Annotated in this window: 19 protein-coding genes and 1 tRNA gene; 12 read left to right on the top strand and 8 right to left on the bottom strand. The window is 71.9% G+C overall.

Annotated features, from left to right (window positions below; genetic code table 11):
- Positions 1 to 131 precede the first annotated feature (131 nt).
- Entirely contained in the window at positions 132 to 2,756 is a 2,625-nt protein-coding gene (locus tag ACT1U9_RS18565) for an SUKH-4 family immunity protein (protein ID WP_444533841.1), read from the bottom strand.
- A gap of 5 nt (positions 2,757 to 2,761) precedes the next feature.
- Positions 2,762 to 3,736 carry an SMI1/KNR4 family protein gene (locus ACT1U9_RS18560; RefSeq protein ID WP_444533840.1) on the bottom strand — a complete coding sequence of 325 codons (975 nt, stop codon included), beginning with the start codon at positions 3,734 to 3,736 and terminating at the stop codon, positions 2,762 to 2,764.
- A gap of 290 nt (positions 3,737 to 4,026) precedes the next feature.
- Here ACT1U9_RS18560 and ACT1U9_RS18555 point away from each other — a divergent pair, with 290 nt between their 5' ends.
- Positions 4,027 to 4,548 (top strand): YwqJ-related putative deaminase, encoded by a 522-nt coding sequence (locus ACT1U9_RS18555; protein WP_444533839.1) that lies wholly within the window; start codon positions 4,027 to 4,029, stop codon positions 4,546 to 4,548.
- Between the two features lie 10 nt (positions 4,549 to 4,558).
- On the top strand, positions 4,559 to 5,050 hold the full coding sequence (locus ACT1U9_RS18550; RefSeq protein ID WP_444533838.1) for an SUKH-3 domain-containing protein: 492 nt from the start codon (positions 4,559 to 4,561) through the stop codon (positions 5,048 to 5,050).
- Between the two features lie 17 nt (positions 5,051 to 5,067).
- On the opposite strand, the gene ACT1U9_RS18545 is transcribed toward ACT1U9_RS18550, so the two are convergent.
- Positions 5,068 to 6,381 (bottom strand): sensor histidine kinase, encoded by a 1,314-nt coding sequence (locus ACT1U9_RS18545; RefSeq protein ID WP_444533837.1) that lies wholly within the window; start codon positions 6,379 to 6,381, stop codon positions 5,068 to 5,070.
- 173 nt (positions 6,382 to 6,554) lie between these two features.
- Between ACT1U9_RS18545 and ACT1U9_RS18540 the strand changes: the two genes are divergently transcribed.
- The 5 genes from ACT1U9_RS18540 (at position 6,555) to pth (ending at position 10,770) form a co-directional block, all read left to right on the top strand.
- Positions 6,555 to 6,629, top strand: a tRNA-Gln gene (locus ACT1U9_RS18540).
- A gap of 133 nt (positions 6,630 to 6,762) precedes the next feature.
- A complete protein-coding gene (gene glmU / locus ACT1U9_RS18535; protein WP_444533836.1) occupies positions 6,763 to 8,211 on the top strand; it encodes a bifunctional UDP-N-acetylglucosamine diphosphorylase/glucosamine-1-phosphate N-acetyltransferase GlmU in 1,449 nt (482 codons plus the stop codon).
- A gap of 117 nt (positions 8,212 to 8,328) precedes the next feature.
- A complete protein-coding gene (locus ACT1U9_RS18530; protein ID WP_361386297.1) occupies positions 8,329 to 9,303 on the top strand; it encodes a ribose-phosphate diphosphokinase in 975 nt (324 codons plus the stop codon).
- Between the two features lie 197 nt (positions 9,304 to 9,500).
- Positions 9,501 to 10,088, top strand: a complete 588-nt coding sequence (locus ACT1U9_RS18525) for a 50S ribosomal protein L25/general stress protein Ctc (RefSeq protein ID WP_444533835.1) — start codon at positions 9,501 to 9,503, stop codon at positions 10,086 to 10,088.
- 88 nt (positions 10,089 to 10,176) lie between these two features.
- A complete protein-coding gene (pth, locus tag ACT1U9_RS18520; protein WP_444533834.1) occupies positions 10,177 to 10,770 on the top strand; it encodes an aminoacyl-tRNA hydrolase in 594 nt (197 codons plus the stop codon).
- Positions 10,771 to 10,772: 2 nt separating this feature from the next.
- On the opposite strand, the gene ACT1U9_RS18515 is transcribed toward pth, so the two are convergent.
- Positions 10,773 to 11,366, bottom strand: a complete 594-nt coding sequence (locus ACT1U9_RS18515; RefSeq protein ID WP_444533833.1) for a Uma2 family endonuclease — start codon at positions 11,364 to 11,366, stop codon at positions 10,773 to 10,775.
- A gap of 105 nt (positions 11,367 to 11,471) precedes the next feature.
- Entirely contained in the window at positions 11,472 to 14,201 is a 2,730-nt protein-coding gene (gene ppc, locus ACT1U9_RS18510; RefSeq protein WP_444533832.1) for a phosphoenolpyruvate carboxylase, read from the bottom strand.
- A gap of 219 nt (positions 14,202 to 14,420) precedes the next feature.
- Between ppc and ACT1U9_RS18505 the strand changes: the two genes are divergently transcribed.
- The 3 genes from ACT1U9_RS18505 (at position 14,421) to ACT1U9_RS18495 (ending at position 18,127) form a co-directional block, all read left to right on the top strand.
- On the top strand, positions 14,421 to 15,449 hold the full coding sequence (locus ACT1U9_RS18505) for an acyl-CoA desaturase (RefSeq protein ID WP_444533831.1): 1,029 nt from the start codon (positions 14,421 to 14,423) through the stop codon (positions 15,447 to 15,449).
- Positions 15,449 to 16,147: a TetR family transcriptional regulator gene (locus ACT1U9_RS18500; RefSeq protein ID WP_444539168.1), complete on the top strand. Its 699-nt coding sequence runs from the start codon at positions 15,449 to 15,451 to the stop codon at positions 16,145 to 16,147. Before ACT1U9_RS18505 ends, ACT1U9_RS18500 begins: the two co-directional genes overlap by 1 nt.
- Positions 16,148 to 16,420: 273 nt before the next feature.
- Positions 16,421 to 18,127: an FG-GAP repeat domain-containing protein gene (locus ACT1U9_RS18495; protein ID WP_444533830.1), complete on the top strand. Its 1,707-nt coding sequence runs from the start codon at positions 16,421 to 16,423 to the stop codon at positions 18,125 to 18,127.
- Positions 18,128 to 18,196: 69 nt separating this feature from the next.
- Here the strand turns inward: ACT1U9_RS18495 and ACT1U9_RS18490 are convergent, their stop codons facing one another.
- Both ACT1U9_RS18490 and ACT1U9_RS18485 read right to left on the bottom strand, forming a co-directional pair.
- On the bottom strand, positions 18,197 to 18,556 hold the full coding sequence (locus ACT1U9_RS18490) for a VOC family protein (RefSeq protein WP_444533829.1): 360 nt from the start codon (positions 18,554 to 18,556) through the stop codon (positions 18,197 to 18,199).
- Complete coding sequence (locus ACT1U9_RS18485) at positions 18,557 to 19,549, bottom strand: methyltransferase domain-containing protein (RefSeq protein WP_444539167.1); 993 nt, start codon at positions 19,547 to 19,549, stop codon at positions 18,557 to 18,559.
- Positions 19,550 to 19,746: 197 nt separating this feature from the next.
- Here ACT1U9_RS18485 and ACT1U9_RS18480 point away from each other — a divergent pair, with 197 nt between their 5' ends.
- Positions 19,747 to 20,244 (top strand): MarR family winged helix-turn-helix transcriptional regulator, encoded by a 498-nt coding sequence (locus ACT1U9_RS18480; protein WP_444533828.1) that lies wholly within the window; start codon positions 19,747 to 19,749, stop codon positions 20,242 to 20,244.
- On the opposite strand, the gene ACT1U9_RS18475 is transcribed toward ACT1U9_RS18480, so the two are convergent.
- Entirely contained in the window at positions 20,203 to 20,970 is a 768-nt protein-coding gene (locus tag ACT1U9_RS18475; RefSeq protein WP_229848025.1) for a LuxR C-terminal-related transcriptional regulator, read from the bottom strand. The two genes, ACT1U9_RS18480 and ACT1U9_RS18475, sit on opposite strands and share 42 nt — an antisense overlap.
- 253 nt (positions 20,971 to 21,223) lie before the next feature.
- Here ACT1U9_RS18475 and ACT1U9_RS18470 point away from each other — a divergent pair, with 253 nt between their 5' ends.
- The gene (locus tag ACT1U9_RS18470; protein ID WP_444533827.1) at positions 21,224 to 21,667 is read left to right on the top strand and encodes a GNAT family N-acetyltransferase; all 444 of its coding nucleotides are present in this window, start codon (positions 21,224 to 21,226) and stop codon (positions 21,665 to 21,667) included.
- Positions 21,668 to 21,670: the final 3 nt, after the last annotated feature.

Below are 21,670 nucleotides of genomic sequence, written 5' to 3'. Positions count from 1 at the left end.
CGACACTCCGCCCATACGTAACGGTCAAGCATGCGCCAATAAGCAGCAGAACCGGAAACGGCGACGAGGCGCCCACCGCTCGGTGCGGTGAACGCCTCGTCGTACCAACCTCTTTACGTACTACGTACGTATCAGAGCAGGCCGTCCCAGAACTGCTCCAGGAGCACCGACCACCAGCTCTCCGGCGACGCGAGCGCCGCCGGGTCGAGGGCGGCCAGCTGGGCCTGGAAGTCGACCGTCCAGCGGCCCGCCTGCTCGGGGTTGAGCCCGTACCGAAGGCGCCACATGTTGCCGAGCAGCGCCATGCACCGTACGAACTCGGGCAGTCCCGAGTTCACGAACTGCGGCGGCACCGACTGGCCGCCCGGGCCCGCCTCCACCGGCACCGCGACGATGTTCGCCGTGCCGTACTGGACGCAGATCGCGCGGCCGAAGTCGGAGCCCATGACGAGGTACGAGCCGGCGTCCGGCGCGGGCTGCACCTGGCGCTGCACGGCGAGTTCGGCGAGCGTCGGGACCGGCTGGCCGGGCACGGCCTGCGCCCAGAAGAACGGTCCGAAGTCCACCGGCAGGCCCGCCCACATCAGCGTCATCGCGACGACCTCGGGCACGCCCTGGCGGGACACCGCCCGCTGGTCGAAGCGGAAGACGCCCTGCGGGCCGAAGGCGGCGCCCAGTTCGTGCGCGACACCCTCCGGCGGGAGCGGCGGCGCGGGCTGCACCTGCGGCAGCGGCGCGCGCACCGGCTGCGGCCGGGCCGGGCCGTCCGCGACCTGCGCCAGCTCGCCCTGGTGGGTGAGCAGATGCTGGACGCCCTGGCGGCGCGAGGCGTGGTCGGTGCCGTACGGGGCGACGGAGGTGATCCGCACCTGCGGCCAGGTCTCCCGGATCATCCGGGCGCAGTAGCCGCCGGGCAGTTCGCACGACGCGAGCTCGGTGTGCAGCTCCAGGACGTGGTCCGGGGGCACGTTCATCCCGCGCAGCTCGTGGAAGATCTGCCACTCGGGGTGCGGGATGCCGGGCGCGGAGCGCCGGATGAGCTGCTGCTCGGACCCGTCGGCCGCGCGGTAGCGCAGCACGGCCTGGTAGCCGGGCCCGACCGTCGGCAGCCCGGTGGGCTGCTGCTGCGGATAGCCGTACGCGGGCGGCGGCGACGGTACGGGACCGGGCGCCTGCGGGACGGGGCCGGGCGGCTGCGGCGCGCCGGGGCCCATCTGGGCGGGACCGGCCAGCATGGTCGCGGCCTGGTGCACCGCGCCACCGGGAGCACCGGGAGCGGGTGCGCCGGGCGCACCGGGAGCGCCCGGCGGGGCGGGCGGCTGGGGCGCGCCGGGGCGGCCGCCGAGCTTGCTGGGGTCGGCGAGCATGGTCGCGGCGTAGTGGGCGTCGCCACCGGGCGGGGTACCGGGAGCCGCGGGCGGCTGCGGGGCGCCGGGCACACCGGGAGGACCGGGCGGCTGGGGCGCGCCGGGACGACCGGCACCGGGGGCGCCGGGCGGGCCGGGCGGCTGCGGGGCACCCGGTCCGGCCGGGCCCAGCTGGCTGGGGTCGGCGAGCATCGTCGCGGCGTGGTGGACCCCGCCCCCGGGCGGAGGCGGCGCCGGCGGCCCGGGCGGCTGCGGTCCGTCGGGCCCGAGCTGCGAGACCAGCTGCGTCGCCACGTACGGAGGCGCCGCGGCCGGAGCCCCGGGCACACCGGGCGCACCGGGAGGCGGCGGAGTGGCACCCCGGGCCGCACGCGGCGGCGGCGCCTTGCTGGTGGCGGCCTCGGCGATGTCGGCGGCGGAGACGGGGGCGGGGGTCGCGGGATTGGCGGGGACGACCGGATTGACGGGCGCACCCGGGCCGACCGGCGCACCGGGAACAGCCGCGCCCGGGACGCCCGCAGGCGGCTGGCCGACCGGCGCGCCCGGGCGGGGCGCGTGCGGGTCCAGGGCCGGGGCCACCGCCGTCGGCGGAAGCTGGCTGCCGCCCTGGAGCAGGGCGGTCTTCGCCTCGGGCAACGCCCTCGGCGGCGGGGTGTCGTCCGCGTCCGAGCCCGACAGCGGCGGCGCGAACACGGTCGCGGGCAGCGGTACGGAACCGTCGTCCGACCCGGCGTTGGTGTCCGTCCCGGCCCACGGGGTCGCCCCGGCAGGCGCCTCGCCAACCGGCGCGGGCCACGCGGGAGCCGACGCGGACGACGGCGCCGGCACAGGAGCGGGCGCGGCGGGCACGGGCGCGGGCGCCGACTGCGGCCCAGGCACGGGCGCGGCGGGCGCGGGCGTCGACTGCGGCCCAGCCACAGAAGCCCCCGGGGCCTCGGCCCGGGCAGGCCCGACCGGCGCACCGGCACCGACACCGGCACCCCCGCCCACCGACTCCCCACGCCGGTCCGGAATCCCGATCCGGTCCGCCGCCTCCTGCAACCACTCCGGCGGCGTCAGCAGGAACGACGTCTGGTTCAGGTCGATGCGTTCGGGCGGCGGCGCGGGCACCGCGTCCCCGGCGTCGGACGGCACCCCGTACTCCTCCTCGTAACGGCGGATCACCTCACCCACCGGCAGGCCCGGCCACAGCGTGGCCTCCCCGCTGTCTCGGGCGATGACGAGCCGCTGGCGGCCGCCGTCCGAGGACGGGCCGTCGGCGCGGTCCTCGGCCCACACCACGAACCCCAGCTCGAACTCCCGCACCCGCACCTCACGGTGCTGATACGCGGGCACATCGCCGTTGATCCACTCTTCCGCGCGCTCCTGCGCCTGGGCGAAGGTCACCATCACACTCACTCCCCCACCGGCACGGCGCGCGCGAAGCCGCCGTCCACCATCAGGTTCGCCACGGTCTCCAGCTCCGGCGGGTTGCCCGCGAGCCGTGCCAGGAATTCGTCGAAGTCGGCCCCGCAGGGCAGCAGCAGGCGCTCCACGCGCTCCTGCACGGTCCAGCCGTCCCGGTCGCGCGCGTCGTCGTACGCGCAGAACCAGACCGAGCCGACCGCCTGGCCCCGGACCTTCACCGCGAGGATGCCGCCCTGGACGAAGGCGACGCCCAGGTAGTCCTTGGTGAGGTGGTCGCGCAGGCACTTGTTGATGTAGACGAGGTCGTTGACCGCCGCCTCGTCCCGCACCGTGAAGAACGGCTGGTCCACCAGGAGCCCGAGCTCCGCGTCGAGCGCCGCGCCGACGGGGGCGCAGCCGCCCGCCGCCTTCAGGAAGGATCGGTAGGCGCCCGGCAGCCGGTAGCCCAAGTCCTCCTCGACGCCGAGGAGTTGGGACTCGGTGACCGAGACCAGGTGCTTGGGCACCCCGAAGTGCGCCGGGCGCGTCTCCTGGAGCGGGCGGGTGCCGTGCTTGTCCTGGTCGACGTCGGCCGTCGCCAGACCGCCGTGGTGGCGCAGCAGGGCCTTCACCTCGACCGGGACCAGTTCGAGCCGGCGGGTGCCGGGCACGTGGTGCCAGGTCCAGCCGTGCGGGGTGGCGACCGCCGGGATGGTGTCCCACAGCTCGTGGCCGTCGGCGGCGAGCGCCGCGTTGGCCGACACGTAGTCGGTCAGCCGCAGCTCGTCCACGCCGAAGCCCTCCGGCGGCTCGGCGATCTCGGCGACCGCGCGCGCGTACGCGGAGAAGTCCGGGTGCCCGTTCCCGTCCACCCGCACCCCTCTGGGGTGCCGGGCGGCGCGGACCGGGTCCGGGAAGTTCACGACCTGCCCGGCATAGGCCGCGTTGGGTGGCGCGGCGTGCCCGAGCCGACCTGTCGTCATGGCGGATGCCCCCTGCGTGCGTCCTGCTGCGTCTGGCTGGTGAGGACCAGACTATGCGGTGGGGCAATACCGGGTCCCTGCCCCGCACCTCTGTCCCCGCCCCACTGTGACCAGCTGTCACAAGCAGGTCACCGAGCGACGACCGTGACGACACGGACCTTCTCGTAGCAGTGCCCCAGCTTCCGTACCACTGGGCACATTTGGCAGTCTGTTCCCTCAACGGGGCGTTAACGGGGGCGTTGACAACCGGCGGCCGAACCCGTCGGCAACGGGGAGGGACAACCAGCACCATGCACGGAACGACCGACATATCGGGTACGGCCACGGGCGACCCGCGCACCGGCGACCCACGCCTTCAGTGGAGCGCCACCACCGCGTCCGCGCCCGTGCTCCGGCACCGCCGCGACGGCATCCTCCCCGCCGTCGCCGCCGCACTGAGCGTCCGGGGCGAGACGCTGACCTGCACCGCGGGCAAGGGCGACGCACCGCCCGCCCTCCACCCGCTCGTACAGGACTTCCACGACACCCTCACCAGCGGCCAGCGCGAACGGTTCACCGGCCGCTGCCCGGAGGCGATCCTGCTCTCGCGCCGGCTCGCCGCGCTCGAATCCGGCCGCTCCAAGCGCGCCGCCCGCAAGCCGCTCACGCACGGCGAGGCCCGCCGCGCGCTCAAGCACGCCAAGCTGACGGCCCGCCGCATCCGCGAGGACGGCGACCCGCTGCACGGCAGCTACGCGCCGCCCTGCCGCTCCTGTACCGCGCTCCTCGCCCACTTCGGGGTGCGTGCCGTCGACCCCGCCGAGAAGGGCTGAACCGACCGCGATGCCGGACGTCTCCACCACCCGCTTCCCCGTCCCCGTCGACGCGGCCCTGCGCGCCGCCGGGTGGCACCCCGGCCGCTGGGACATCAGGCAGGCCGAGGCCTGGGCCGACGTCCTGCGCTCGCACGCCTCGCCCGCCGGGCACCGGCACACGGTGTTCCCGGCCGCCGTCGAGGCGTGGGCGGAGTTCGGCGGGCTGCGGCTGACCTCGCCGGGGCCCGGGCGCCACAACGCCCCCGCGACCGTCCGCTTCGACCCCGTCGCGGGCCTCCACCTCGCCCGCACGTTCGCGGACCTGGGCCGCGCCCTGGGGACGGAACTCGCCCCGCTCGGCGAGGAGGGCGAGCAGCAGGCCGTCCTCGCCATCGACGCCGAGGGCCGCGTCTACAGCATCGACCACACCGGCGACTGGTACCTCGGCGCGGATCTGGACGTGGCCCTGAACACCCTGGTCACCGGCGTCCAGCCGGTCCGCCTGACGTCGGCGGGCTGAGTACGTACGGAAGCGGTTCAGTCCGGGCAGCCCGCCCGGTCCGGCAGCACTGCCGAGACCCGCCAGCCGCCCGCGTCCGTCACACCGGACACGAACACACCGCCCAGGCCCATCACGCGCTCGCGCATCCCGACCAGGCCGTTGCCGCCGCTGGGCAGCCCGGCGTCGGCCGTGGCGCCGTCGGCCGGGCCGTTCTCGATCTGCATGGCGACCTCGTCCTCGCGGTGGGCCAGGCGCACCATCACCTTGGCGCCCGCCGCGTGCTTGTGGACGTTGGTCAGTGCTTCCTGGACGACCCGGTACGCGGTCTGCTCCACCAGCGCGTCATACGCGCGCCCCTCTCCGTGGACCGCCAGCTCGACCACCATCCCGGCCTCCCGGGACTGGCCGACCAGCGCCTCGATGTCCGCCAGGCACGGCCCCTCCTCGGCAGCGGCGGCGGCAGCGGCGGCCGCCGAGGCCACGGCCGCCAGCGGGACAGGCGCCTCGGCCCGCCGCACCGGCTCGCCGGTACGCAGCACCCCGAGCATCTCGCGCAGTTCGGTGAGCGCCTGGCGGCCCATGTCGCCGACCAGGACCGCGTTCTTGACCGCCTTCTCCGGGTCCTTGCGGGCCACCGCCTGGAGGGCTGCCGCGTGCACCACCATCAGCGAGACCCGGTGGGCCACCACGTCGTGCATCTCGCGGGCGATCCGGGTGCGTTCCTCCGTACGGGCCCACTCGGCGCGCTCCTCGGCGCGGTCGGCGAGCAGCGAGAGCTCTCGCTCCAGTGAGTCGGCGCGCTCGCGCAGCGACTCCATCAGCCGTCTGCGGGCGCCTATGTAGAGCCCGAGGAGCAGCGGCGGCCCGGTCAGGCCGAGCGACATCACGCCGGAGAAGAGCGGCACCAGCCAGCGCCCGCCGCTGAAGGCGCCGTCGTCGACGCTCTGGTTCATCCGGACGAAGGTGACGATGAACGTCCCCGCCAGGCACATTCCGGCCAGCGTCGCGGTGATCCGGCGCGGCACCTCGGAGGCGGCGAGCGTGTAGAGCCCGACGATGCCGAGCAGGAAGCCCATGTTGGCCGGGGTCACCGCGATCGACACCAGGACGACCGCGACCGGCCATCGCCGCCGCGCGGCCAGCGTGGCCCCGGCGAACAGGCCGAACAGCACCCCGACCGGAACGGGAACCCCCGCGTCCCCGGCGAACTTCACACCCTCCAGTGCGCACTCGAACGCGGACGCCAGCCCGAGCCCTATGTCCAGGACGGCACTGCGCCGCCGCTCCCACCACCACCAGCCGCGGGAGGTCGTCCCCGCGGCGACGTGGTCTGCCCCCGTTGCGGTCATACCTCCCAGCCTACGGGCGCCCGCCAGCGATTTTCCGGCGACTTCGGCCGCCTTCGCGGCGATCGGGCGGTGATCAAGGTGATCGACACCGTCGCACGGAAGGCGCTTGGTACGGCATAGTGTGGGGTGCCGATCCGGTGACCTGACGTAATGTCCGGCCGATCCGGTTTCCATCCCCCGTGGTGTAATTGGCAGCACTGAGGCTTTTGGTGCCTTATGTCCGGGTTCGAGTCCTGGCGGGGGAGCCAGCGCAGTTCGGGTCCTGACCTAAGAGGTCGGGACCCGGTTGTTTTTCCGGCCCACGGCCCCCACCCGGATTTCCGCCTACGAACCCCCCGGTATCCTGCGGATGTCCACCACCCAAAGCCGAAGGGCATACCCGTGAGCGCCATTCGCCCGGCCGCCGTAGTCGTCCTCGCAGCGGGTGAGGGCACCCGCATGAAGTCGGCCACCCCCAAGGTCCTGCACGAGATCTGCGGGCGCTCGCTCGTCGGCCACGTCGTCGCGGCCGCCCGCGAGCTCGACCCCGAGCACCTGGTCGTGGTCGTCGGCCATGCCCGCGAGCAGGTCACCGCCCACCTCGGCGCGATCGACGCCTCGGTGCGCACCGCCGTCCAGTACGAGCAGAACGGCACCGGCCACGCGGTCCGGATGGCGCTGGAGGAGCTCGGCCAGTCCATCGAGGGCACGGTCGTGGTGGTCTGCGGCGACACCCCGCTGCTCACCGGCGCCACGCTGGCGGAGCTGACGCGTACGCACGAGGCGGACGGCAACGCCGTCACCGTGCTGACCGCCGAGGTCCCGGACTCCACCGGCTACGGCCGGATCGTGCGCGACGGCGAGTCGGGCGCGGTCACCGCGATCGTCGAGCACAAGGACGCCACCGACGCCCAGCGGGCCATCAAGGAGATCAACTCCGGCGTCTTCGCCTTCGACGGCGCGCTGCTCGCGGACGCGCTCGGCAAGGTGCGCACCGACAACAGCCAGGGCGAGGAGTACCTCACCGACGTCCTCGGCATCCTGCGCGAGGCCGGGCACCGCGTCGGCGCCTCGGTCGGCGGGGACCACCGCGAGATCCTGGGCATCAACAACCGCGTCCAGCTCGCCGAGGCGCGCCGCCTGCTCAACGACCGCCTGCTTGAGCGCGCGATGCTCGCGGGCGTCACCGTCGTGGACCCGGCGACCACCTTCGTCGACGTCACCGTCACCTTCGAGCAGGACTCGCTCGTCCACCCGGGCACCCAGCTGCTCGGCACGACGCACCTGGGCTCCGGCGCCGAGGTCGGCCCCAACTCCCGCCTGACCAACACCAAGGTGGGCGCGGGCGCGCGCGTGGACAACGCCGTCTCGTACGACTCCGAGGTCGGCGAGGGCGCGTCCGTGGGCCCGTACGCCTACCTTCGCCCGGGCACCCGCCTCGGCGTGAAGGCGAAGATCGGCACGTACGTCGAGACCAAGAACGCGACGATCGGCGAGGGCACCAAGGTGCCGCACCTGTCGTACGTGGGCGACGCGACCATCGGCGAGTTCACCAACATCGGCGCCGCGAGCGTCTTCGTGAACTACGACGGCGAGGCCAAGCACCACACCACGATCGGCTCGCACTGCAAGACGGGTTCGGACAACATGTTTGTTGCTCCTGTCACAGTCGGGGACGGCGCGTACACCGCCGCGGGCTCCGTCATCACCAAGGACGTACCGGCCGGTTCGCTGGCCGTCGCCCGGGGCCAGCAGCGGAATATCGAGGGCTGGGTGGCCCGCAAGCGTCCGGGCAGCGCGGCCGCGCAGGCGGCTTCGGCCGCCTCCGAAGACGTCGCCCAGGAAAACTGACCGGAAACACCTACGCCTGGCACGGCGTACCGTGATAGACGCACACGATTCGGCTGGCTCGTCGCCAAGGGACCGCGCGGGCTCAGCAGCAGATGACACCTCTGAGGAGACAGTGCTGTGACCGGGATCAAGACGACCGGCGAGAAGAAGCTGATGCTCTTCTCCGGCCGCGCCCACCCCGAGCTGGCCGAGGAGGTCGCGCACCAGCTGGGTGTCGGCCTCGTGCCGACGAAGGCCTTCGACTTCGCCAACGGTGAGATCTACGTCCGCTTCCAGGAGTCGGCGCGCGGCGCCGACTGCTTCCTGATCCAGAGTCACACGGCTCCGATCAACAAGTGGATCATGGAGCAGCTGATCATGATCGACGCGCTGAAGCGCGCGTCGGCCCGCTCCATCACGGTGATCGTGCCGTCCTACGGGTACGCCCGCCAGGACAAGAAGCACAAGGGCCGCGAGCCGATCTCGGCCCGCCTGATCGCCGACCTCCTGAAGACCGCCGGCGCCGACCGCATCCTCACGGTCGACCTGCACACCGACCAGATCCAGGGCTTCTTCGACGGCCCGGTCGACCACCTCACCGCCCTGCCGGTCCTCGCGGACTACGTGGGCGCCAAGGTCGACCGCTCCAAGCTGACGATCGTCTCCCCGGACGCCGGCCGCGTGCGCGTCGCCGACCGCTGGTGCGACCGCCTGGACGCGCCGCTGGCGATCGTCCACAAGCGCCGCGACAAGGACGTCGCCAACCAGGTGACCGTCCACGAGGTCGTCGGTGACGTCAAGGGCCGCGTCTGCGTGCTCGTCGACGACATGATCGACACCGGTGGCACCATCTGCGCCGCCGCCGACGCCCTGTTCGCGCACGGCGCCGAGGACGTCATCGTGACGGCCACGCACGGCATCCTGTCGGGCCCGGCCGCCGACCGCCTGAAGAACTCCAAGGTCAGCGAGTTCGTGTTCACCAACACGCTGCCCGACCCGAGCGACCTGGAGCTCGACAAGATCACGGTCCTGTCGATCGCCCCGTCGATCGCCCGCGCGATCCGCGAGGTCTTCGAGGACGGCTCGGTCACGAGCCTCTTCGAGGAGCAGTAGGCACCGGGATCCTCCGGGGTCCAAGAAGATCCTTTTGGGTGCGGCCTCCCGGCCGGGTAGACTCATCGAGTTGCTCGGCGAGGGAGGCCGTACCCGTATCGGTACGGCGGTCCGTTATCGACGCGCTCTTCGTAGCAGGCCAGTCGTGGCCGGGTAACCGCCACATCTTTATCCACCTGCTTATACGAGGAGTGCACATGTCCGAGGTCAAGCTCGCCGCTGAGGTCCGTAACAGCTTCGGCAAGGGCGCCGCCCGCAGCATCCGCCGTGAGAACAAGGTTCCCGCGGTCGTCTACGGCCACGGCTCCGAGCCGGTCCACGTCACCCTGCCGGGCCACGAGCTGCTGCTCGCCCTGCGTACCCCGAACGTCCTGCTCTCCCTGGACATCGAGGGCAAGAACGAGCTGGCGATCCCGAAGGCCGTCCAGCGCGACGCCATCAAGGGCTACCTCGTCCACGTCGACCTGCTGCTCGTCAAGCGCGGCGAGAAGGTCACCGTCGAGATCCCGGTCGAGACCGAGGGCGAGCTCGCCCCGGGCAGCTTCCTGGTCGAGAACGTGCTGAACACGCTGACCGTCGAGGCCGAGGCCACCCACATCCCGACCGGCGTCACCGTCTCCATCGCGGGCCTGGAGGCCGGCGCCTCCATCCACGCCAAGGACATCGCGCTGCCCAAGGGCACCACGCTGGCCATCGACCCCGAGGCCGTCGTCATCCAGATCCTGGCCGCGCAGGCCGAGGAGCCGGCTGCCGAGGGCGAGGGCGACGAGGCCGCCGAGGCCTGAGCCGTACGCTCTGCCTGACGGGGTGGCGGGCCACTGCGGCCCGCCACCCCGTTTTTCTTGTCGTCACGCGAGGAGAGACGCAGCACAGATGACCACGGAAGCGAACGCCCCCTGGCTGGTCGTGGGGCTCGGCAACCCCGGCCCCGAGTACGCGGGCAACCGGCACAACGTCGGCTTCATGGTGGCCGACCTGCTCGCCTCCCGCATCGGCGGCAAGTTCAAGGCGCACAAGGCCCGCGCGCAGGTCGTCGAGGGCCGCATCGGCCCGGCGGGCCCGCTGAACCGCCGGGTGATCCTGGCCAAGCCGCTCTCGTACATGAACCTGTCGGGCGGTCCGGTCACCGCGCTGCGCGACTTCTACAAGGTGCCGGTCGAGAACATCGTCGCCGTCCACGACGAACTCGACATCGACTACGGCGTGCTGCGCCTGAAGCTCGGCGGCGGCGACAACGGCCACAACGGCCTCAAGTCGATGACCAAGTCGTTCGGCCCCGACTACCACCGCGTCCGCTTCGGCATCGGCCGCCCGCCCGGCCGTATGCAGGTCGCCGACTTCGTCCTCAAGGACTTCTCGTCGACCGAACGCAAGGAACTCGACTACTTCGTGGACCGCGCGGCCGACGCCGTGGAGGCGCTGGTGATCGAGGGCCTTGAGCGGGCGCAGTCGACGTACAACTCGTAGGGCTAGAAGTGCCGGACCCGGGTGAGGTCGATGTCCGCGTCGAAGGGGGCGCCGACCTTCAGCCGGTTCCGGTGGATCCCCGCGTGAACGTACCTACGGGTCACGGGGTCCAGTTCGTAGACGTGTGCCAGGACCTCGTCCTTGCCGACCTTCTCGACCCGCCAGAAGTGCGGGATGCCCGCAGCCGCATACTTGTGGGGCTTGGTGTCCCGGTCCCGCGACTCCGACTCTGGGGACACCACCTCGACCGCGAGCAAGAGGTCGGAGGCGGCGAAGCTGGTCTGGTCCAGGCTTTTGACGGAGTCGGCCCGCACCACGCAGATGTCCGGCTCCGGACCGTTGCGCCGGTCCAGCACCACGGTCATCTCCCGGGCGATCCGCAGTTCCTCGGGCAGCACCGGCCGGATGGCACTGACGAGCAGATCGATCACAGCAGAGCGGAACAGTCGCTGTGCGCTCACGAAAACCAGGCTCCCGTCGATCAGCTCAGTGTGGCGCGGGAGGTCCGGCAACGTCAGAAGGTCGTCCACGGTGTACCCGTCCAGCGGGGGCCGCGACCAGTCGTGTGCGGGCTCGGCGGTCATGGTTGCTCCCATGGACGGCATTCTGGTCTTGGAGCACAACGGTAGCGGCCGGTATCCGCGCCCGTCATCACATCGTGTGATGGGCGCGGATACCGGCCGTTCGTTCGACCGTCCGGGTCAGCCCGTGTTACGGAGCCCCGCCGCAACCCCGTTCACCGTCAGCAGCAGTGCCCGGGCGAGCAGCGGGTCCGGGGTTTCGCCGCGCTCTGCCTCTCCTCGCTGGCGGGCCAGGAGCGCTACCTGGAGGTAGGAGATCGGGTCCAGGTAGGCGTCGCGGATCGCGAACGTCTGCTGGAGGACCGGATGGGAGCCGAGGAGCGTGTCGCCGCCGGTGATGCGCAGGACCTCGCTCACGGTGAGCGCGTGCTCCTCCTCGATGTCCGCGAAGACGTGCTTGAGGTCGTCGGGGACGAGCGTGTCGACGTAGTGGCGGGCGATCCGCAGGTCCGTCTTGGCCAGCGTCATCTCGACGTTGGAGATGAAGTTCTGGAAGAAGTGCCAGCGCTCGTGCATCTCGTCGAGCACCGTGTCCAGGCCCGCCTCGCGCAGCGCCTTCAGGCCCGAGCCCACGCCGTACCAGCCCGGCACGATCTGCCGCGACTGCGTCCAGCCGAACACCCAGGGGATCGCCCGCAGGCCGTCCAGGCCCGCGCCGGAGTCCGGGCGGCGCGACGGGCGCGAGCCCAGGTGCAGCTCGGCGAGCTGGTCGACCGGCGTGGAGGCGAAGAAGTACGCGGGCAGGTCCGGGTCCTCGACCAGCTTGCGGTAGGCCGCGTGCGCCGCGTCGGACACCGTGTCCATCGCCGCGTCCCAGCGCGCCAGCGCCTCGTCGGACTGGCGCGGGGCGGTGTGCAGCGCGGACGCCTGAAGCGTGGCCGCCACCGTCAGCTCCAGGTTCTCCCTGGCCAGCGACGGGATGAGGTACTTGTCGGAGATGACCTCGCCCTGCTCGGTCACCTTGATCTCGCCCTCAAGGGTGCCCCACGGCTGCGCCAGGATCGCGTCGTGCGAGGGGCCGCCGCCACGGCCGACGGTGCCGCCGCGGCCGTGGAAGAGCCGCAGCCGTACGCCGTAGCGGTGCGCCACATCGCGCAGACGGCGCTGGGCGCGGTGGATCTCCCACTGCGACGTGGTGATGCCGCCGAACTTGGAGGAGTCGGAGTAGCCGAGCATGACCTCCTGGACGTCGCCGCGCAGCGACACCAGACGGCGGTACGACGGATCCGCCAGCATCTCGTCGAGGATCACGTCGGCCGCGCGCAGCTCGTCCGTGGTCTCCAGGAGCGGCACGATGCCGATCTTCGCCCAGCCCGCGTGCAGATCGACGAGCCCGGCCTCACGGGCCAGCACGGCCGCCGCGAACACGTCGTCGGCGCCCTGGCACATCGAGATGATGTACGACTCGATCACCTCGGGCCCGAACCGCTCGAACGCCTCCGTGATCGTGCCGAAGACGCCGAGCGTCTTCTGCCCGGCCTCGTCCAGCGGGGCGGGCGTCGGGGCCAGCGGGCGCCGCGAGCGGAGCTCCTTGGCGAGCAGCTTCTGGCGGTACTCGCGCGGCATGTCGGCGTAGCGCCAGGACTCCTCGCCGAGCCGGTCGAAGAGCTGCCCGAGCGCGTGGTGGTGCGCGTCGGCGTGCTCGCGTACGTCCATGGTGGCCAGCTGGAGGCCGAACGCGGCGAGCGTGCGGATCGTGCGGTCCATGCGGCCGTCGGCGAACAGACCGCCCCGGTGCTCGCGCAGCGACGTCTGGATCAGGGTGAGGTCCGCGAGCAGCTCGGAGGTGCCCAGGTAGTCGCGGCCCGGCTGGTGCGGGGTGCCCTTGGCCAGGCGCTCCTTGGTGTTCACCAGCTTCTGGCGCACGCAGGTGGCCTTGAGCCGGTAGGGCTCCTCGGCGTTGAGCCGCTTGTAGCGGGGGCTGATCTCGGGCAGCGTCTCCAGGTCGGCCTGGAGCGAGGAGAGCAGTTCCTCGGTGGCGCCCGCGTACCGGATCGAGTTGGAGAGCAGTCCGCGCAGGAAGTCGATCAGTTCGAGCGCGTCGTTGATGCCGTGCTCGTGCTGGAGGATCAGCACGTCCCAGGTGACCTGCGGGGTCACATTGGGGTTGCCGTCGCGGTCGCCGCCGATCCAGGTGCCGAAGGTGAGCGGCCGGGTTCCGGCGGGCAGCTCGACGCCGACCCGCTCCAGCTCGGCCGCCAGGTCCTCCAGGACGTCGCCGACCGCGTTCGCGTGCAGCTCGTCCAGGTAGTAGATGGCGTTGCGCGCCTCGTCGGCGGGCTCGGGGCGGACCACCCGCAGCTCGTCGGTCTGCCAGATGAGGTCGATGTTCTCGGCGAGCCGCAGGTCCAGGCGGCGCCGGTCGGCCTCGGTGACCGGCGTCTCCAGGAGGGCCGCGATCCGGCGCAGCTTGTTCAGCACGGAGCGGCGGGCCGCCTCCGTGGGGTGCGCGGTGAAGACCGGGCGCACATTGAGGTTCTTGACCGTCTCGCGCAGGTGCTCGGGGTCGGCGTCCTTGAGCATGTCGGCGGTACGGGCGAGCAGCCCGCCCTCGGCGGCCCGGTGGGCGCGCAGCTCACGGCCGCGGTGCACCTGCTCGGTGACGTTGGCGAGGTGGAAGTAGGTGGAGAAGGCCCGCACCAGCTTGGCGGCGGTCTCCACCTCGGTGCCGCCGAGCAGCTCGGCGGCGGCCTCACCGTCCGTACGGGTGAGCGCGCGGACGCGCTCGACGAGCTCCAGGAGCTCGGGGCCTTCCTGGCGCACCAGGGCCTCTCCGAGGAGGTCACCCAGTCGGCGGATGTCGGCGCGAAGCTCGGGGCTGGCGGCGGGGGTCTGGTCGGCACTGCTCACAGGTGCGGCTCCTTGCAGTGTTTGAGCACGTCTGGAGGGGTACTGGAGGCTTGCGGACCGCGCTGTCCGACGACACCCAGGATAGGTGTCCCTCCGCGCGGCGCAGTCCACTGCCCTCTTGTACGGGGCCGGGTCACTGCCATACTTACGTCGCCGTAGGTTACGCATCCGTAGCCAGGCGTCTCGTCTTCTTCACTTAACCCCCCGGGGGGACGCCCCATGACCACCAGCCCCGACCTGATCGAGCCGGCCACCGAGCCGCCGGACTCCTCCGCGACCCGCGGGGGCGAGAGCAAACGGTCCGTCGAGCAGATCGCGCTGCTGCTCTTCATCGTCGTGCCGTTCGTGGCGCTGCTCGCGGCCGTGCCGCTGGCCTGGGGCTGGGGTGTGAGCTGGCTGGACCTGGGCCTGATGGTGTTCATGTACTACCTGGGCTGCCACGGCATCACCATCGGCTTCCACCGCTACTTCACCCATGGCTCGTTCAAGGCGAAGCGCCCGCTGCGCATCGCGCTGGCCGTCGCCGGGTCGATGGCCGTCGAGGGCCCGCTGGTGCGCTGGGTGGCCGACCACCGCAAGCACCACAAGTTCTCCGACGCGGAGGGCGACCCGCACTCTCCGTGGCGGTTCGGCGAGACGCTGCCCGCGCTGATGAAGGGCCTGTGGTGGGCCCACATCGCCTGGATGTTCGACGAGGAGCAGACCTCGCAGGAGAAGTACGCGCCCGACCTGATCAAGGACCCGGCGATCCGCCGGATCTCGCGCGACTTCGTCTACTACACGATCCTCTCCCTTGCCATTCCGCCGATCGTGGGCGGTCTGGTGACGATGTCGTGGTGGGGCGCGTTCACCGCGTTCTTCTGGGGCTCGATGGTCCGCGTCGCGCTGCTGCACCACGTCACCTGGTCGATCAACTCCATCTGCCACGCGGTCGGCAAGCGCCCCTTCAAGTCCCGTGACCGCTCCGGGAACGTGTGGTGGCTGGCGGTCCTCTCGTGCGGCGAGTCCTGGCACAACCTGCACCACGCCGACCCCACCTCGGCCCGCCACGGTGTGATGCGCGGCCAGATCGACTCCAGCGCGCGCATCATCCGCTGGTGCGAGCAGCTGGGCTGGGCGTACGACGTGCGCTGGCCCACCGAGGCCCGCCTGGAGTCCAAGCGCAGCGAGCCCGGCGCCCCCTCGCGGCGCATGGAGAAGGCCCACGAGGAGAGCTCCCGTAAGGAGAAGGCCGCAGAGGCGGCATGATGGAGGACGTGGCGACCGACTCCAGCACCACCCGCGCGACCAGCACCAACGGTCCGGCGGGCCCCGACAGACCCAGGCGGACCCGCCGCACCCGGATGACGGGCGCGGAGCGCCGGGAGCAGCTGTTGGACATCGGTCGCACGCTCTTCGCCGAGAAGGGCTTCGAGGGCACCTCGGTCGAGGAGATCGCCGCCAAGGCCGGTGTCTCCAAGCCGGTCGTGTACGAGCACTTCGGCGGCAAGGAGGGCTTGTACGCGGTGGTGGTCGACCGCGAGATGCGCTCGCTCCTGGACGGGGTGACGGGCGCGCTGACCGCCGGGCATCCGCGCGAGCTCCTTGAACAGGCCGCGTTCGCCCTGCTCGACTACATCGAGAAGTACACCGACGGCTTCCGGATCCTGGTGCGCGACTCCCCCGTGGCGCAGTCCACCGGCACCTTCGCGTCCCTGATCTCCGACATCGCGACCCAGGTCGAGGACATCCTCGGCCTGGAGTTCAAGGCGCGCGGCTTCGACCCGAAGCTCGCTCCGCTGTACGCGCAGGCCCTGGTCGGCATGGTCGCGCTCACCGGCCAGTGGTGGCTGGACGTGCGCAAGCCCAAGAAGGCGGAGGTCGCCGCCCATCTGGTGAACCTGGCGTGGCACGGCCTGGACGGCCTGGAGCAGAAGCCGCGGCTGATAGGGCACCGCAAGAACTGAGGCGGCGGCAGCCGGGACGGCAGCGGTTCACGGGGCGGCCATCGGGGGTTTCCTCCATGGCCCATTTTCCTCTTCAACCACACGCGCAACAGCTGTAAGCTTCACGCACATTCCCGGGGGGGAATTCGCATTCCCACGCGAGCGGCTACGCGTGCGCAGAACAGCGCCGTGGATGCCCCGCGAGGAATGTTCCGCGTGCGCCGCTCTTCGACCGCGCCGCGATGAATTTCGACCCGGTTCCACGCATATTCCCTGGGGGGAATTTTGTCTTCTGTGCGCATTCCGCGCGCCGGCCGCCTCGCGGCCTGCACCGCCCTCGCGCTCTCGGCCGGCATGCTGCTCTCCGGCACCGCCACCGCCGACACGAAGCCGGCCGCGCCGCACACCACCACCGAGAGCGCCAGGCCCGCCGCCGCCAAGCCGTCGGCCGCGCTGCCCAAGCACCGCGTACGGGCGTCGGCCCTCGCGGCCGCCCACCCGGCCAAGCCGCGCCTGGACCTCAACAAGGACGGCTATACGGACCTGCTCTACCGGGACCTGAACAGCAAGACGTACCTGGAGACCTGGACGGAGAAGGAGAACGCCGAATTCGCCAACTCCTTCGGCACCTACAAGGACCTCATCACGCCGGGCGACCTGGACGGGAACGGCAGCCCCGAGCTGCTGACCCTGGGCGCGGACGGCACCCTGTCGCTCTACGCCGACGTCTCGAACAACGGCGCCTCGTACCCGACCTGGTCCGGCGGCGGCTGGAACGCCTACAACAAGGTCGTCGGCGCCGCCGACCTCACCGGTGACGGCAAGGGCGACGTGCTGGCGCGTACGCCCGGCGGCGACCTGTACCTCTACCCGGGCACCGGCACCGCCCACGGCGACCCGTTCGGGAGCCGGATCAAGGTCGGCGGCGGCTGGCAGGCCTACGACCAGCTCGTCGGCGTGAACGACATGAACGGCGACGGCTTCGGCGACGTCGTGGCCCGTACGCCCGGCGGCGACCTGTACTTCTACGCGGGCACCGGCGACGCCTCCGCCCCGTTCAAGCCGCGCGTGCGCATCGGCGGCGGCTGGGACGCGTACAACCAGCTCATCTCCATCGACGACGGCAACGGCGACGGCTACGCGGACCTCGTCGCCCGCAGCAACAGCGGCACGCTGTACTTCTACGCCTCCGACGGCAAGGGCAACTTCGCCGGCCCCACCAAGATGGGCACGGGCTGGCAGAGCACCCACGCCTTCAGCGGTTCGGGCGCCAACGCCACCCCGGTCAAGAGCGGCATCATCGGCCGGGACACCAAGGGCACGCTGTACCACTACTACACGATGTACAACGGGCAGCTCTCGCAGCGCTTCCAGTCCAGCCCCACCGGCGACTTCGCGGACGCCGACCACATCGCCTTCGCGGCCTCGCTCAGCGGCTCGATCTACGGCGATGTGCTCCAGTGGGACTCCGGCCACCTCTACATCGGTTCGTCCCACGGCGACGCGGGCGGCGGCTGGGGCCAGTACAACACCCTCGTCGGCGCGGGCGACCTGAACAACGACGGCAAGAACGACCTGCTCGCCCGCGACGGTTCCGGCACGCTGTACCTGTACCGGGGCTACGGCAACGGCTACCAGTTCGCCCAGCGCATCAGGATCGGCGGCGGCTGGAACGCGTACGACAAGATCGTCGGGGCCGGTGACATCAACGGCGACGGGCTCGCGGACATCGTCGCGCGCACCGGCGACGGCCGCCTCTACCTGTACCCCGGCACGGGCAACTCGTCCGCGCCGTTCGCCTCGCGCGTCTACATCGGCGGCGGCTGGCAGCAGTTCAAGAACATCGCCGCCCCGGGTGACATCAACGGCGACGGGCGCGCCGACCTCGTGGCCACCAACTCCCGCGGCGAGGCGTTCCGTTACGAGTCGAACGGCTACGGCGGCTTCAAGTCCCGCGTGAAGCTGGGCGACGGCTGGAACACGTACCGCGATCTGTACTAAGCGATACGAGCGATACGCGTGAGTGCCCCGCTGCCGGGTTTCCGGCGGCGGGGCACTCGTATGCACCCTCTAGAACGGCTCCAGGAACTCCAGCCGGTTACCGACCGGGTCCTCGGAGTAGAACCGCTTGTGCCCGGGCAGGTCGGCGTCCCAGACCACTTTGGCGCCGCGCTCCTCCAGGCGGCGCGCGTACGCCTCGATGTCCGTGACGCGCAGCCCCGGGTGGGCCTTGCGGGCGGGGCGGAAGTCCTCCTCCACACCCAGGTGGAGCTGGACCGGACCGTACGCGAACCAGCAGCCGCCACGGGCCGCGAGGACCGGCGGCTTGGGGACCTCGGTCATGCCGAGCACCCCTTCGTAGTACGTACGGAGCAGGTCCTCGCTGCCTATGGGGGCGGCCAGTTGGACGTGGTCGACAGCGGCGAGCATTCAGGAGTCCTTCCTTCGCGCGACGGCGAAGATGCGGCGGAACGGGAAGACGGTGCCGTGCGGGCCCGGTGGATAGGCCGCGCGCAGCAGGTCGCGGTATTCGCCGAGGAAGGCGGCGACCGCCTCCTCGTCGTCACCGAGTTCGGTGAGGACCGGGCGCAGCGCCGTGCCCTTCACCCAGTCGAGAACGGGGTCCTCACCGGGCAGCAGCTGGGAGTACGTGGTCTCCCAGACGTCGACTTCGCAGCCGAGGTCGTTGAGCCGCAGCAGATAGTCGGCGGGTTCGAGGATGTGGACATAGCGGCGTCCGTGGTCGCCCAGGCGCGTGCGCCAGCGCGGGGACTCGCAGAGCTCGCCGAGCAGGGCGTGGCTGGGCGAGGTGAAGTTGCCGGGCACCTGGAAGGCGAGGGTACCGCCGGGCGTAAGGCCGTCGATCCAGGGGGCGAAGGACTCGGGGTGGTTGGGGACCCATTGCAGGGCGGCGTTGGAGACGATCAGGTCGTACGGCTCCTCGGGCGTCCAGTGGGCGAGGTCGGCCGGGCGGAAGTCCAGCCAGCCGCCGCCCGCCGTGGTGCCCGCGTGGTCCTTGTCGGCCTGGGCGAGCATCTCGGGCGAGAGGTCGAAGCCGGTGATCCGGGCGTCGGGCCAGCGGTCGGCGAGCAGCGCGGTGACATTGCCGGGGCCGCAGCCCAGGTCCGCGATACGGGGCGGGCGCCGGCCCCCGGCGCCGAACGCGCCGCGGCCCTGGCCGGGCACCCATCCGGCCGGGCGGCCGGTCCCGGCGAGACCGGTGCGGCCGAGGCCGAACGGGCCGATCATGGACGGGCCGGTCCCGGCGGCGGCCGTGTCGGCGGCGGCCGCGCCGGGCGTGCCCGCGCCGGGCAGCGCCGGGATACGGGTGAGCAGGTCGAGGAACGGGCGGGTGCGGTGGCCGGAGTGGTGCAGATACTGCTGCGGGTCCCAGACGGGCGCGGGCAGCGGAGTGGATGTCAGGGCCGTCGGCCCCGTGAACTCCCGGGGCGGTGTCTCGACGGACTCCGGGACGAAATCGGAATGCATGTTCGAGCCCCCTTGCAGGTACGGCTGGGCGAAGCGGAACAGGGTCCCGGCCCCTCCATGCCCAATGGTGGGGGTTTATATATCTTGACGTCAAGAGACTTCACATCGACAGACCCTCTACACTGATCGTCATGGAGGACGAGGTCGACCGACTGGTCTCAGCATGGCGCCGCGAGCGCCCGGACCTCGACGTGGAGCCGCTGGAGGTGCTCAGCCGCGTCAGCAGGCTGGCGCGCCATCTCGACCGGGCCCGCAGGCTCGCCTTCGCCGAGCACCAGCTGGAGCCCTGGGAGTTCGACGTCCTGACGTCGCTGCGCCGCGCGGGCGCCCCGTACCAGCTCTCACCTGGGCAGTTGCTGACCCAGACGCTGGTCACCTCCGGCACCATGACCAACCGGATCGACCGGCTCACCAAGAAGGGCCTGGTCGAGCGGCTGCCCGACCCCAGCGACCGGCGCGGGGTGCTGGTCCGCCTCACCCCCGAGGGGCGCGACCGGGCCGACCAGGCGCTGGCCGGGCTCCTGGAGCAGGAGCGGGCCATCCTGGCGCAGCTGTCGCGCGCCCAGCGGGGTGAACTGGCGGGGCTGCTACGCCAGTTGACCGCCCCGTTCGACAACATCCCCGGCTAGGTCGACCGGCCCCACCCCGGCCCGCCGCGCCAGCGCGACGGCGGCGAGCGTGGAGTGCACACCCAGCTTGCCCAGCACGTTCTGCATATGCGTACGGACCGTGTGCGGGGAGAGGAACAGGCGCTCGGCGACCGCCTTGCGGCCGAGCCCGGCGACCATGCAGCGCAGCACCTCGCGCTCGCGCGGAGTCAGCGACTCCACCAGGCGCTCGCTCTCGGTGCGGTGCTTGCGGGCCGCCGTGAGCTCCCGTAGGACACCGGTGAGCAGCGCGGGCGGCAGATGCGTCTCGTCCCGCAGCACCCCCCGGATCACCGCGAGCAAGCGCTGCAGCGAGCAGTCCTTGGCGACCCAGCCGGACGCCCCCGCCTGGAGCGCGAGCGCCGCGCGGCGCGGGTCGTCCTTCTCGGCGAGCACCACCGTACGCACGGCGGGCTGGCCCGAACGGACCCCGGCGACCAGCGAGATGCCGTCCACCAGACCGTCGGCGCCGCCGCCGTCCGGCACGGCGCGGGCCACCGGCGCCCCGGCGAGCGCGCCGAGGTCGGCGTCGACGAGCATCACGTCGAAGCGGCGCCCCTCGGCGGCGCCGCGCTCCAAGCAGCGCAGCGCGGCCGGGCCGCTGCCGGCCGCCGCGACGTCGACGTCCGGCTCGGCCGCCAGGGCCGCGGCCAGCGACTCCGCGAAGATTCGGTGGTCATCCACCACGAGAACCCGGATACGAACCACAACCACCCCCATGCGTCGGGGAACGGACCGGTACGGGCACGGCGCCCGGAAGGGGGAAACGGCAGTCGCGCGGCCGCCGCCGTGGACTGACTGCTACCCCACCCCGGGCGTCGTACCCGACTGTCTCGCCCCCTGATCAACACCGGCCCCCACCGGTGCTGTGCATCAGAGTAGGGCCGTGGGCCGGAAGCGGAAGGTACTTTGCAGAACTGATTGACCGGACCGAGGGACCAGGGTGTTTAGGGTGGGGCGCATGTTTCGTTTCGAGACGGAAGTGGACAAGGCCCGGCGGATTCTGCTGGGTATGCGGCTGCGGGACACCAACACCGAGCGCTCCCCCGTGCTGCGCGCGCTGCGCGGCACCCCCGCCGAGGACGAAGTCCCGCTCCAGGTCTGGGCGCTGGACGAGAAGGGCACTCTGGCGGCGGGCCTGGCGGGCCGTACCTGGGCGGGCTGGCTGCACGTCGAACTGCTCTGGGTCGACGAGGTCCACCGGGGCGCGGGCCTGGGCAGCCAACTCCTGGCCAGGGCCGAGGAGTCGGCCCGCGCCGAACGCGGCTGCACCCACGCCCGCCTGGAGACCTGGGACTTCCAGGCCCCGGGCTTCTACCGCAAGCAGGGCTACGAGGTGGTCGGCGAGGTGCCCGACTACCCGCCCGGGATCACGGAGTTCATCCTGACCAAGCGGCTGGTGTGACGC

The sequence above is a fragment of the Streptomyces sp. BR1 genome (assembly GCF_052373795.1).
Taxonomy (GTDB): Bacteria; Actinomycetota; Actinomycetes; order Streptomycetales; family Streptomycetaceae; genus Streptomyces.
This window is presented reverse-complemented; position numbering and strand designations above follow the sequence as displayed.